A 13,233-nucleotide genomic window follows, 5' to 3' on the forward strand; every position below is an offset into this window, starting at 1 on the left:
ATGATTTATGAGTGGTTTCAAAAAAGGTCTTAAAGACGGCATACCTATTGCTTTGGGGTATCTTTCGGTATCTTTTACATTCGGACTTCAAGGCGTAAAAGGCGGTCTGAGCTGGTGGGAAACTGTGCTGATCTCTATTTGCAACGTGACCTCGGCAGGTCAGTTCGCAGGACTTGACATTATGCTGTCGGGGGGCGGTTTCTGGATAGAAATGGCTTGTGCCCAGTTTATCATCAATCTGAGATATGCACTTATGTCAATATCTCTTTCACAGAAAGCTGACAAGTCACTGTCGGGAATACACCGCTGGCTGGTAGGCTTCGGAGTGACAGACGAGATATTTGTCATGGCAATGGGAAATATAGGTGAAGTTTCAAGGCAGTATATGTATGGGCTTATCGCTTTACCTGTAGCAGGCTGGTCGCTGGGGACTCTTATAGGTGCAGCGGCGGGAAAGATACTCCCTGAGATAGTCATAAGCGCACTTAGTATTGCAATATACGGAATGTTCCTTGCAATAATAATACCGCCTGCAAAGAAAAACAAGGGCATTGCAATGGCGGCGATATTTGCGGCTCTTCTTAGCTGTTGTTTCAAGTGGCTGCCTATTCTTAATAAGGTATCAGGAGGATTTTCCATAATAATCTGCACCGTTCTTTCCGCAGGGATAATGGCGGCTCTCATGCCTGTGAAAAATGAGGAGGACGGTCAATGCTGAGTATAAGAGATTTCTTCATTTATCTTTTCATTATGGCAGGAGTGACCTATCTTATTCGTGCCCTGCCGTTGGTAATTTTCAAGGGCAAGATAACAAACAGATTTGTGCAAAGCTTTCTTTACTATGTGCCATACGCTGTGCTTGGAGCAATGACTTTCCCGTCAATACTATTCTCAACGGGAAACCTTGCGGCTTCCATAGCAGGACTTATAACAGCCTGCGTGCTTGCATTCAAGGAAAAAAGCCTTATCATAGTTGCGGCGTTTGCCTGCCTTGCAAGCTTCTGCGTAATACTTATTTGTCAGCTTATTTAAAGTTTTGTGCAGAGGGGTGACCTGAGGTCGCCCGCTATAAATTTTGGATATTTGACAAGCTCAGACCTTTCTGCTATATGCGGAGAGGTCTTTATTATCACTGTTTTTATATAGCATATGAAATATCATAAATGGAGTATAAAATTTTCGGCTAGTTTCATATTCTTGCCTTGAAAAAAATTATAGGCTGTGATATAATTTTATTGTGTGAAAACGTTTACCGTTTTTTGAACTATGACAAAATATATGGAGGTATTGCAATGTCAGACACAATGAACATTTCTCCTGAGCTTTTGGAGAAAATGAACAGGTATTGGGAGGCTGCCAACTATCTTTCGGCAGGTCAGCTCTATCTGCTTGACAATCCGCTTCTCCGTGAGCCGCTCACAATGGATCACGTCAAGAAAAAGATAGTCGGTCACTGGGGTACTGTACCTGGTCAGAACTTTATCTATGTTCACCTTAACAGAGTCATCAAGAAATATGACCTTGACATGATCTATATTTCAGGTCCTGGTCACGGAGGAAACTTCATGGTAGCAAACACCTATCTTGAAGGCTCTTATTCTGAGGTATATCCTAACATTTCAAGAGATGTTGAGGGTATGCAGAAGCTGTTCAAGCAGTTCTCTTTCCCAGGAGGAATCTCATCACACGTTGCACCTGAGACACCCGGTTCTATAAACGAGGGCGGCGAGCTTGGTTATTCACTTGCACACTCATTCGGCGCTGTATTCGACAACCCTGACCTTATCACAACTTGCGTTGTTGGCGACGGTGAGGCGGAAACCGGCCCTCTTGCAACAGCATGGCACTCAAACAAGTTCCTGAATCCTAAGACTGACGGTGCTGTACTTCCTATACTTCACCTTAACGGCTACAAAATATCAAACCCAACTGTATTTTCAAGAATTTCTCATGAAGAGATAAAGAGTTTCTTTGAGGGTTGCGGCTGGAAGCCATACTTTGTCGAGGGCGACGATCCTATGACGATGCACAGGCTCATGGCTGAAACTCTTGACACTGTTATCGAGGAAATAAAGGCTATCCAGAAGAAAGCAAGAGAAAACGGCGTTACTGAAAGACCAAAGTGGCCTATGATAATATTCCGTTCACCAAAGGGCTGGACAGGTCCGAAGGTTGTAGACGGCAAGCAGATAGAGGGTACATTCAGAGCGCATCAGGTACCAATGACAATGGAAGCTCCTGAGCATTTGAAAATGCTTGAGGATTGGCTCAAGAGCTATCACCCCGAGAAGCTTTTCACAGAAGAGGGCAGACTTATCCCTGAACTTGAGGAGCTTGCTCCTACAGGCGACAGAAGAATGGGAGCTAACCCACATGCCAACGGCGGACTTCTTCTGAGAGATCTCAGACTTCCTGATTTCAGGAAATACGGTATCGACGTGCCTGCTCCTGGTGCTGTTGAAGCACAGGATATGATAGAGCTTGGCGGATTTGTAAGAGATATATTCAAGCTTAATGAAGAAAGCAGAAACTTCCGTATCTTCGGACCTGACGAGACAATGTCAAACAGACTAGGCAAGGTCTTTGAGGCAACAAACAGAGATTGGAACGCTGACAAGCTCGACAACGATGAGTTCCTTGCCGCTGACGGTCGTGTTATGGACTCTATGCTATCTGAGCATATGTGCGAGGGCTGGCTGGAGGGCTATCTGCTCACCGGACGTCACGGTTTCTTCGCAAGCTATGAGGCTTTCATCAGAATAGTTGACTCAATGTTCTCACAGCACGCTAAGTGGCTCAAAGTTACTTCACAGCTCCCATGGAGACAGAAGATAGCTTCACTTAACTACATACTTTCTTCCAACGTATGGCAGCAGGATCACAACGGATTTACACATCAGGATCCGGGCTTCCTCGATCACGTTGCAAACAAGAAAGCAGACGTTGTAAGAATGTATCTCCCACCGGACACAAACTGTCTGCTGTCATGCTTTGACCACTGCATACGTTCAAAGAACTATGTAAACGTAATGGTAACATCAAAGCACCCAAGACAGCAGTGGCTCACAATGGAGCAGGCTGTTAAGCACTGCACACAGGGTATCGGTATCTGGGAATGGGCTTCAAACGATCAGGGTCAGGAGCCTGACGTTGTTCTGGCTTGCTGCGGCGACACACCTACACTTGAAGCACTTGCGGCAGTAACTATCCTGAGAAAGAATCTTCCACAGGTAAAGATAAGATTTATCAACGTTGTTGACCTGTTCAAGCTTCAGCCACAGTCAAAGCACCCACACGGACTTTCCGACGCTGACTTTGACGCACTGTTCACAAAGGACAAGCCTATCGTATTTGCATTTCACGGCTATCCTACACTTATCCACGAGCTTCTCTATCATCGTCACAACCGCAACCTTTATGTATGCGGCTACAACGAGGAGGGTACGATCACAACTCCATTCGACATGAGAGTTCAGAACGAGATAGACCGTTTCCACCTTGTTATGGAGGTTATCAAGAGACTTCCACAGCTCGGAAACACAGGCGCTTATCTCCACCAGCTCATGCAGGACAAGCTTGTTGAACACAAGCAGTATATTGCTGAGTATGGTCTTGATATGCCTGAGATCAGAGATTGGAAATGGGATATCTAATAAGAAGCCAACCAATTAATTAAATATACCAACATAAAAGAGGACTTCCGACAATGAGGGAGTCCTCTTTTGCTGTGCATATAAAAATATCCCCCGCCGTATGACGAGGGATAAAAGTGCTAAGTCAATAAATTACTTTCTGTTGTTTGCTATCTTTGCAAGGAGATTCAGTATTTTAAGATAAAGATAAATAACGCCTACGATAAGACCATAGCTTGCATACCATTCATACTGAGCAGGGAGTCCCTGTTCAACTGTCATCTGGATAGTTTCAAAATCGCACATAAGAAGCGCTGCGGCGATAAGAACGCCGATAACAGCGAAAAGTATGCCGACAGGGCCGTTGTTTATTGCAACGATTGAAGTGTAGATCGCTGAATGAGGTGCGAGCCATGCAAGAAGCATGAAAAGCAATCCGCCTATGATAGAGACCCAAAGGCAGGTGATAAGAGCAGTTTTCATTCTGCTTCCCACACGAACGCCCTTTGAATAGATAACTGCAAGCACTGCAACTGTGAGAAGCGTCAGTGTAACGGCTTCAACTATTATGCCTTTCCACTGCATTGCGTAGATCATTGACATAAAGGTGAGGGCATATCCCATGCCTGCGGAATAGATAGAGCCTGTTACCGCCGTTGTTTTCGGAGCGAATGAAGCCACAAGTCCTGCTATTGCTGTTGCGATAAGAGCGCCGACAAAGATGGTATACTCAGTGGAAAAAGCCTGCGCACCGCCGCCGAAGAAGTTGTGAATGTAAAAATATGCTCCCATGCCTGCGGCGAAAACTGCAACAAAATACAAGGTCTTCATTGCAATGCCCTTATAGCTTGCCGCCTCCATGCCGTAAGTGGACTGTGCAAAAGAGCGCAGCTTTTTAACTCGTGGATTTGAATAGCTTTCAGAAAAATTATTATAATCGTTCATGAATTTGCCTCCTTTATTTTTTTCGCCAATATTTATTTTTATGGCTTATATACTATTATACATATTTTCTTAAAAAAGTCAATATGATTTTTCAGGCAACAACGCAAGGTTCTTTTTTGGGACTTGTCCGCATATGATGTAAGCAAAGGCAAAAGCACTGAAAAATCTTGTGCAGTCAAAACGTTTCGCACAATGTTATCAAGGCTATGCCAAAAAATCGGAAAGGAAGATACATTGTGCTGGATATACTTGAAAAGAAGCTTACGGAAAACCAGACCACAAGAAAGGGGCTAACAACTGCGGAAGCCGAAAAGCGGCTCAGTACGGACGGGGAAAACCGCCTTGCCAAAAAGAAAAAGACCTCTGCGGCGAAAATTTTTGCAGGACAGTTTCATGACGTTATGGTGATGATACTTCTTGTGTCGGTGGTGATATCCGTAGCACTTGGGCAATATGCTGACGCTGTGCCTATCGTGCTTATAGTTATCATTAACGCTGCGCTGGGATTTATTCAGGAATACCGCTGTGAAAAAACTCTGGAAAAGCTTGAAAACATGACCGCTCCCACCGCCATGGTATATCGTGACGGCAGGCTTGTGAAAATTCCTGCATCGGAGGTCGTGGCAGGAGATGTTTTTACTCTCGAAGCAGGTGACAGAGTGCCTTGCGACGGCTACATAAACTCATCAAGGGCGTTATCATGCGACGAATCTGCACTCACTGGCGAAGCTGTGCCTGCGGTAAAGAAATGCCGTACATCTGAGATAGATTTTACCGCACTGAACAAAGACTACATGGTCTACATGGGAACGGTTGTCACAAAGGGCGTTGGGGAGGTCACGGCGGTGGCAACAGGTGAGCGAAGCCAAATGGGCAGGGTCTCAACCATGCTTGATGAGATAAAAGAGCCTGAAACTCCATTGCAAAAGAAACTCGGAGAGCTTGGCAGAACTCTTGCTATCATCTGCCTTGCAGTGTGCGTGGTAGTCTTTATTGCAGGCGTACTAAGGGGTGAGCCTGTTCTCAACATGGCAATGACAGGAATAACCATAGCCATTGCCGCAATACCTGAGGGCTTGCCTGCCACTGTGACTATAGCGCTTGCCCTTGCGGTCAGAAAAATGCTAAAGCGTCAAGCACTTGTACACAGGCTTCATTCAGTGGAAACGCTCGGCTGTGCGACAGTAATTTGCACTGACAAGACAGGCACTGTGACAATGAACAAAATGACAGTTACTGATATTTTCACCTGCACCGAGAAAAGCCGTGCTTACGGCGTAACAAAAGAGGGAGCAAGCTTTGATGACAAAGCCCTCAAAGCATGGGAAAGCCCTGACCTTAGCAGGATACTTTTGTGCGGTGCAGCCTGCAACAATGCAAGGCTCTGCCCGCCTGAGAAGACAAGAAAGCGTGACAGAGGCGGCAGACAAGGCGAGCTTTGTGCAGAGGGCGACCCTACAGAAACAGCTATACTCATAGCCTGCGCAAACTCAGGTATAAACGTCAGCTCCCTTGGTTACAGACGAACTGACGAGCTGCCATTTGAAAGTGAAACACGCTCCATGACGGTAATATGTGCTGACGAAAAGGGGGTTACAACGGCATTCAGGAAAGGCGCTTTTGACGTTATCATAAAAGAATGCAGCCACGTTTTTTCTGACAGCGGCGAGCTTTTGACATTTGGCGGAGCAATGAGAAAACAGGCTTTTGACAAGTGTAACGAATACGCTTCAAAAGGTCTGCGTGTGATAGCATTTTCACAGCAGGTGGACGGGGAATGGGCTTTTCTTGGACTAATGGCAATGAAAGACCCTCTCAGGGCTGAAGCCGCAAAGGCGGTGGCGGAATGTCAGCGTGCAGGCATAAAGACAGTTATGATAACAGGCGACCACAAGCTCACTGCACAGGCTATTGCAAAAGAGGCTGGGATAATGAAAGCAGGCGCTATCGCTTTGACAGGCGACGAGCTTGACAGAATGGACGACAAACAGCTTGACGAGGTAATAGAAAACTGCCGTGTGTTCGCAAGGGTCACTCCTGAACACAAGCTCAGGATAGTAAAGGCATTCAAAAGCCGTGGGCACGTTTGTGCAATGACAGGCGACGGGGTAAACGACGCACCTGCTATAAAAGAAGCCGACATAGGTGTATCAATGGGAATATCAGGTACAGAGGTCACAAAGCAGGCGGCTGACGTGATACTTCTTGACGATAATTTTGCCACCCTTGTGAACTCCGTTGAGGAGGGCAGGACCATATATCAGAACATAAGAAAATTCGTGCGCTACCTTATTTCCTGCAACATAGGCGAGGTCATAACAATGCTCGGTGGAATTTTAATGGGGCTTCCAATGGTACTGCTGCCTGCGCAGATACTTCTTGTAAATCTTGTTACCGACAGCCTTCCTGCAATTGCGCTGGGGCTTGAGCCTGCGGAAAGCTCGGTAATGAAAAAACCACCAAGAAAAGAGGACGACAGCTTTTTCAGCGGCGGTCTTATGTGGCGTATCGTCATAAGAGGACTTCTTATCGGTATCTGCACCCTTGCAAGCTTCACTGTTCTGCTCACTAACACCCATTCTCTCGGCACTGCAAGGACAGGTGCGCTTATAACACTTGTACTTAGTCAGCTTATCCATGTGTTTGAATGTAAATCGGAAGATAAGACCCTTTTCACAGTGCCTTATCTTTCAAACCCATTCCTGCTTTTCTCTGTATTCATATCAGCGGCAGCGCTGTTTGCAGGCATATGGCTCCCTGTTTTGCAAAAGGTATTTTTCACAGCCGTTCCGAGCCTTGGAGAGTTTTTTGTGGCGGCGTCAGCGGCGGCTATCGTGCCTGTTGGGGCAGGTATAATACCAAAGCTTTTTATGGGCAAAAAATCTCCTGACGTAACAGTGAACGCCCCGCAGAGATAGCAAAAGACCGACAGGGCAGAGCTTTGTCGGTCTAATTTTTTAATCCATATTTTTTATCCAGCCTTTTAAATATCCTGCCAAAAGGTTTTGATAAAACCAGCAGGAAGAACACGTTTGAAACTGCGTATATAAGGGTAAAAAAGGCTGACGAGCCAACAAGGGCAAGGTATCTGCTGAGAATAAAGGCGTTATCAGCCCACAGACAGCTCCACAAGTCCATGATAAGTGAAAATGCCGCTCCTGAAATTATGCCGTAGGTCACAAGAAGCGGCTTGCTTTTTATAAGCTTATCAGCCAACATTCCTGCAAAATATCCGGTCAGACCCCAAACCAGCATTTGAAAAGGCGTCCACGCACCCTGTCCGAAATAGAAGTTTGAGATAAGGGCAGTCATTGCGCCTGTCATAAAGCCCGATTCTCTTCCCATATAAAGGGCGGTGATAATGACTATAGCGGTGCAGGGCTTAAAGCCGGGCAGAAAGCTGAAAACTATCCTGCCGAAAACGGACAATGCGGTCATGGCGGCTATTATCACAAGCTGTGTACTGTCGGAATGCTTTTTCTCAAAGTGGAGAAAATAGCCTGCCACGGTAAGAATGGCAAGTGCGGCGGTGACGAAAGAATAGAAGCGTTCTCTGAAAAACATTATGCCGCCAAAGCACACAAGGGGTATGACAAGAAGATAGATAAGCCCTGACACAAGTTTTTTACTGCTCATTTTGACCTCTTTTCACCATTGCGAGCCGTTCTCTTACGGCTGTTGACGTCACTGCACCACTGAAAAAGCCCCTTGTGAGCCTTGCGGCGGCGGTGGTGTAAAAACGATTGTGAGAGAAAAACTCCACGGCATTATCCTCGGCGACTATCTTCCCGTCAAAAAGAAGTCCGCACCTGTCGCAGTATTGTGCGGCAAATTCAAGGTCATGGGTCACGAGAAGTATCGTCCTGCCCTCGTTTTTTAGGCCCAAAAGAATATCACCAAGAGCCTTTTTGGCGAAGCTGTCCATGCCCTTTGTACACTCGTCCAGGACTATTATTTTCGGGTCGGCAAGAAGAATTTTTCCAAAAGCACATTTCTGTATCTCACCGCCGCTGAGATCCCAAGGGTGGCGGTCAAGAAGATGTTCTATGCCCATGCGCTGTGAAACATTTTCTACTGCGGATTTTTCACCGCTTTGCAAAAGATCCTCACGGACGCTTTCTTTTACAAACATTGTCACAGGCTCTTGAGGCAAAAATGCAAGCATTTCACGAAAAAGCGAGCCGTTTTTATAGGCTTTCTGCTTTTTCCCGAAAAGGGATACAGCGCCCATATAAGGCTTGCAAAGCCCACAGATAACACGCAGGAGCGTTGATTTTCCGCCGCCGTTTGAGCCTAAAAGCCCATAACACTCCCCTTTTCTGATACCAAGATCACAGCCTTTGAGGATATCGGGGGAGTTTTTTTCATATCTCTGCCACAGATTTTTGCACTGCAGGGCATAAGGCTCAGCACTATCAGCGGCATTGACAACCTGCTTGGGAATATCCATCACGCCAAGCTTTTCAAGCTTCGCCCTGCCTTGTCTTACATTGAGGGGCAGGTCATCGCAAAGCCCTGCGAAAGCCTTGGCGGTTTCGGGAAGAAAGCCCTCCAGAGCGTTCTCCACAAAATATTTTGCAGTCAAGGCAGGCGTACCGAAAAACTCGGTTTTACCCTTTGCAAGATACAAAATTTTGTCGCAGGAGTCAAAAAGCTCCTCGGGGTCATGCTCGGCAATGATGATAGTCACGCCCATTTCTTTGTTAAGGCGGTCTAAAATGCCAAGAAGCTCCCTTGCGGCAACAGGGTCAAGCTGTGCGGTAGGCTCATCAAGAAGCAGGATATCAGGGTCTGTGGCCATGACGGAACACAGAGCGACGAGCTGTTTCTGACCGCCCGAAAGTGTGGAGATATCCCTGTCATAAAGCGGCTCGATACCGAAAAAAGCCGCCATTTCACCAACACGGCTTTGTATCTCACCTCTTTTCACACCAAAACTTTCAAGCCCGAAAGCAAGCTCAGCCGATACTTTGTCGCACACCGTCTGGCTGTCAGGGCTTTGCATTACAAAGCCTATCTTTTCGGCACTTTCTCTATCAGAAAGCTCGCTTCTGTCCTTGCCCATAAGGGTGATGTTTCCAGAAAGCTCGCCCCTTGGGGAAAGCTCTCTTTTCAGAAGCCTGAGCAAAGTAGATTTTCCGCTTCCCGAAGCACCGCAGAGCATTATTTTTTCGCCTTTTTTCACTGAAAAAGTGCAGTCAGAAATGGCATAGTCCGTGCTTTCTTTATATTTGAAAGCTACATTTTCGCAAGACAATATTTCCATTTTATGCTCTCCTTTACTTCAAGAATAAACGGGAAAACGCATAGTAATGCGAACATTCCCACAGGAAAAACGCTGTTTTCAAGCTTTATCACAGGGTAAAAAGCGGCGGACAGCTCGCCCCTTGCGGAAAATATCAGCACCAATGCAAAGATAACTGCAAAAACCGCCACAAAAATGCCGTCACATGCTCTGAACTTGAACGAGTGTGCAAAGCTTCGTTTCCGGATACCATAACCACGGGCTTTCATTGAAGCGGCTGTGTCCGCTCCCCTTTCAAGCGTGCCTGCACAAAGGGCTGTGAACACTGTGCAGTCTTTTTTCAGGCGGTCAAAACGGCTGTCGGAGGTGTTCGCTCCTGAGCAGTTCAAAGCGTCCAAAAGCTGTCTGTGAAGCCTTTTGAGCTTTGGGATAAAGCCCATTGTCATTGTTATCACAAGGGCAGCTTTTGGCGTTTTTCGGCCGAAAATGTATAGGAGCTTTTCCCTTGTAAGCACCTTTCCAAGAGCTTTGCACCACATTATCACGGCGGTGAGGGATAAACCGGCGGTCAAGCCATAAAAAAGGGCTTCCTTTGTGTAAGCCTTGCCGTTTACGAAAAACAGCGGCGTTACGCCCTTATGTGAAAAAAGTGGATTTGTGACAGTCAAAACGGCGGTAAGAAAAATGTAGAAAGCAAGGTCTGATGCGGTCTGTCTACAGCTTTGAGTTATGGCACAGAACAGGAACGCTCCCACTGCCGAGCATATACCAACGGCTGGTGAAAAGCAGAACATTGTCACCGCAAGCACAGCCGCAAAATACACAAGGGCGGTCAAAGGGTGAAAAGCTGACAACCTCATTTCACCGCCTCCTTTGTGTAGTCGCAAACGTAGTAAAACTCCACGCTGTCACCGTCGTTGAGCACATACTGTGAACAGCCCTTATCGGGGCTTTCACCATTTACCGTATAGGTCCAACCCGAGGACGGACCGCAAGAGAACTCGTAGATATTGTTTATGCCACGAACATACACCGTGTTGTAAATGTTATCCTCTGAGCCTTGATAATCAAGGGGTATCTTCCCGCACCTTGTAGCTTTTTCAAGCAGGTCAAATGCGGTGTCGCCCTCACGGAGGACATATTTTTCCGCAGGCATAACAATGCCGTCTGAGGGAACATAGCACTCGTCACGGAGATTTTTGTCAAGCATATCGTAATTATCCAAAATATCAGAGCAATCCACTGTCAGAGTGACAGTGTGAGCGGCATTTGCGGTATCGTCGCTGTGCAGGCTGTAATACTCGTCAACAGACTGGATATCAACTCCCTTTATGACCGCTGCCGCTGCTAAAATTATGACTATGAGCAGAGCGATATCCTTTTTCACTTTTCTGCTCCCTCCTGACCTTTGAGCTTTTTGGCTTTCTTTGCCGAAACTGCAAAGTTTTTCACTATATGCATTTCCTGTGGGGAAATCTCGAGCCTTGAAAATCTCGCCTTTTCGTATATTTTCTCGCACTCTGCGAAGCTTTCCGCCATATCAGCGCCAAAGGTCTTTTTTATGCTCTCGGAAAGCTCTCTTGGCGTATGGTCTGAGAAATCCCTGCCGCAAAGCTTTTTTCTGCCTGCAAAGAACAGCTTCTCCACCTTTTTGCTGTCAGGCAGAGCGGCAAACCTTCTTTTTCTTACCAAAGCTATTATTGCCACAATAAGGCAGAGTATAAGTATTACCGCACCTATAACGATATATACCGCATAGCTTTTCTCCGCAGGTTTAGTCTTGTTCTCCTCAAAGATCTCTTCCCTTGGTTTGTCCTCGTCCTCGGGAGCAAGGGCTTCGCCGCCTTGGTTGGTGGGCTTTGCTTTTACAGAGCTGTCGTCAGTTTTTATCATGCCAACATAATCGGGGCAGACCTCGAAAGGCTGCCAGCCTATGCCATCTTTGTAATACTCCGCCCAATAGTGAAGCTGTTTTGAAGTGACGGTCAGGGCTGAGTTATCTGTAAGGTCTTTGGTCATATCTGATGTGATAAAATATCCTCTGCAAAGCCTGGCAGGAACGCCCTTTGCACGGAAGATCTTCACAGCGGCGGCAGCAAAATCCTCCTCGCCCCCACGGCAAGTTACCTCAAGCATATCTGCAAAAGAGCTTTCGCCCCCATAGGTCTTTGACCTGTCAAGCACTGTGTCTGACACAAAAAAGCTTAGCATATCAGACCGCAGTTTACCCTGGGAACCTTGCAGATCAAAATGGTTTGCGGCAAGCTGTTTGTCCTCGGCTGATATGTCAAGGCAGGTGGAATAAACATAGTCACGATAACCCTTTTCTGCGGCAAGATAATCCGTAGGCTCAGAAGTGCGCAGGGTATCAAATGTGCCAAAAGGCTTTGTGAGATAGCCTTCCGACACCGCAAGCCTGTAATAGCTTTTGGTGTTCTCAAAGCTTCCGCCTATTATCTTAGGGTCGGAAAAAGCGTTCTCCGCGGCGGTCATGCCGTAGGTATAAAGGGGCTTTCCGCCATTTTTGATGTTTACTGTAACGTTGCCGCTGTCGGATATATCAAGGGCATTGTCAAGCAAAGCGGTCTGAAAAGCCGGTGAGAGATCAAGCTTATCAAGCCAATAAAACTCGTCTGAGTAGGCATATTTCTCCTCACCGCTAAGCTCCCCCCACACGCCGTTAGTTTCTTTCTCAAAACGGCTCTCCAGAAGATACAATGGCTGTGGGTGCTCCATTATGATCTCATACTCACTTTTCGTATTAAAGCGATCGGCAAAGGCAAAGTTGGAAAGCTTATCAAAAAGCCCTGTCAGGCAGGCTATAAGCACTGCGCAAAATGCTGTAAGTATAAGCACAAAGGGCTTCAAATCGCCTTTTATACTGCCGGAAAACGTCAATGCAAGGATACCTAACGTAACTTCTGCAGTGGCATAGTACAGAGGGATATCAATAAAGATACCTGCGCACAAAAGCAGCGCAAGCATTGCCACTGTAAAAACTCTGCTGTCAAGACGGCTGAAAATGCTCTGCACTGTGGAAACTATCACCGCACCCACGCAAAGAGCAAACCAAGGGTCTGAGCTTTTTTCCACAAGCATTTCCACTACTCCTGCGCTTTTACCGTGGGCGGTCAAGACGCAGTTCAAAAGCCCTGCAAGGCTTGTTAGAAACTTCTGGTGGAATATCACCGCCGACAATAGTGCGGCGAAAAATGGTATAGGCAAAGTCTTTTTTGATACCCCTGCAAGGGCTGTCAATATGCACACACCTACCAGGACAAAGGCTCGCCAGCCCATACCAAGCGACAATGACAGCAGGAGCATTGTCACTGCACCAAAAAGGCTCTGCATGATATAAACACCCTTTGAAAAGTGCTTTTCCACATAGCAAACACTTGCTGTCAAAATTGT

Annotated in this window: 10 protein-coding genes; 4 read left to right on the top strand and 6 right to left on the bottom strand. The window is 46.6% G+C overall.

The window, feature by feature from the left end; all coding sequences use genetic code 11:
- Nucleotides 1-7: 7 nt before the first annotated feature.
- From DWW81_RS02550 to DWW81_RS02560, 3 genes are all read left to right on the top strand, one after another.
- Nucleotides 8-718, top strand: a complete 711-nt coding sequence (locus tag DWW81_RS02550) for an AzlC family ABC transporter permease (RefSeq protein ID WP_022288163.1) — start codon at nt 8-10, stop codon at nt 716-718.
- Nucleotides 712-1,032, top strand: a complete 321-nt coding sequence (locus DWW81_RS02555) for an AzlD domain-containing protein (RefSeq protein WP_022288164.1) — start codon at nt 712-714, stop codon at nt 1,030-1,032. The genes DWW81_RS02550 and DWW81_RS02555 overlap by 7 nt, the downstream gene beginning before the upstream one ends.
- Before the next feature lie 260 nt (nt 1,033-1,292).
- A complete protein-coding gene (locus DWW81_RS02560) occupies nt 1,293-3,653 on the top strand; it encodes a phosphoketolase family protein (protein ID WP_117897184.1) in 2,361 nt (786 codons plus the stop codon).
- Between the two features lie 132 nt (nt 3,654-3,785).
- Here the strand turns inward: DWW81_RS02560 and DWW81_RS02565 are convergent, their stop codons facing one another.
- A complete protein-coding gene (locus DWW81_RS02565; RefSeq protein ID WP_117897183.1) occupies nt 3,786-4,577 on the bottom strand; it encodes a Bax inhibitor-1/YccA family protein in 792 nt (263 codons plus the stop codon).
- A gap of 236 nt (nt 4,578-4,813) precedes the next feature.
- Between DWW81_RS02565 and DWW81_RS02570 the strand changes: the two genes are divergently transcribed.
- Nucleotides 4,814-7,495 carry a cation-translocating P-type ATPase gene (locus DWW81_RS02570; protein ID WP_242989579.1) on the top strand — a complete coding sequence of 894 codons (2,682 nt, stop codon included), beginning with the start codon at nt 4,814-4,816 and terminating at the stop codon, nt 7,493-7,495.
- Between the two features lie 31 nt (nt 7,496-7,526).
- Here DWW81_RS02570 and DWW81_RS02575 read toward each other — a convergent pair whose 3' ends face one another.
- Genes DWW81_RS02575 through DWW81_RS02595 form a run of 5 tightly spaced genes read right to left on the bottom strand, consistent with a single transcriptional unit; the run spans nt 7,527 to nt 13,227 of the window.
- Nucleotides 7,527-8,213 (bottom strand): ECF transporter S component, encoded by a 687-nt coding sequence (locus tag DWW81_RS02575; protein WP_117858119.1) that lies wholly within the window; start codon nt 8,211-8,213, stop codon nt 7,527-7,529.
- Complete coding sequence (locus DWW81_RS02580) at nt 8,203-9,843, bottom strand: ABC transporter ATP-binding protein (protein ID WP_117897182.1); 1,641 nt, start codon at nt 9,841-9,843, stop codon at nt 8,203-8,205. The genes DWW81_RS02575 and DWW81_RS02580 overlap by 11 nt, the downstream gene beginning before the upstream one ends.
- On the bottom strand, nt 9,816-10,682 hold the full coding sequence (locus DWW81_RS02585) for an energy-coupling factor transporter transmembrane component T (protein WP_117897181.1): 867 nt from the start codon (nt 10,680-10,682) through the stop codon (nt 9,816-9,818). Before DWW81_RS02585 ends, DWW81_RS02580 begins: the two co-directional genes overlap by 28 nt.
- Nucleotides 10,679-11,209: a DUF4430 domain-containing protein gene (locus tag DWW81_RS02590; protein ID WP_117897180.1), complete on the bottom strand. Its 531-nt coding sequence runs from the start codon at nt 11,207-11,209 to the stop codon at nt 10,679-10,681. Before DWW81_RS02590 ends, DWW81_RS02585 begins: the two co-directional genes overlap by 4 nt.
- Nucleotides 11,206-13,227 (bottom strand): transglutaminase family protein, encoded by a 2,022-nt coding sequence (locus tag DWW81_RS02595; protein WP_117897179.1) that lies wholly within the window; start codon nt 13,225-13,227, stop codon nt 11,206-11,208. The genes DWW81_RS02590 and DWW81_RS02595 overlap by 4 nt, the downstream gene beginning before the upstream one ends.
- Between the last annotated feature and the right edge of the window lie 6 nt (nt 13,228-13,233).

This window comes from Ruminococcus sp. AF17-1AC (genome assembly GCF_003461385.1).
Lineage (GTDB): Bacteria > Bacillota > Clostridia > Oscillospirales > Ruminococcaceae > Hominimerdicola > Hominimerdicola aceti.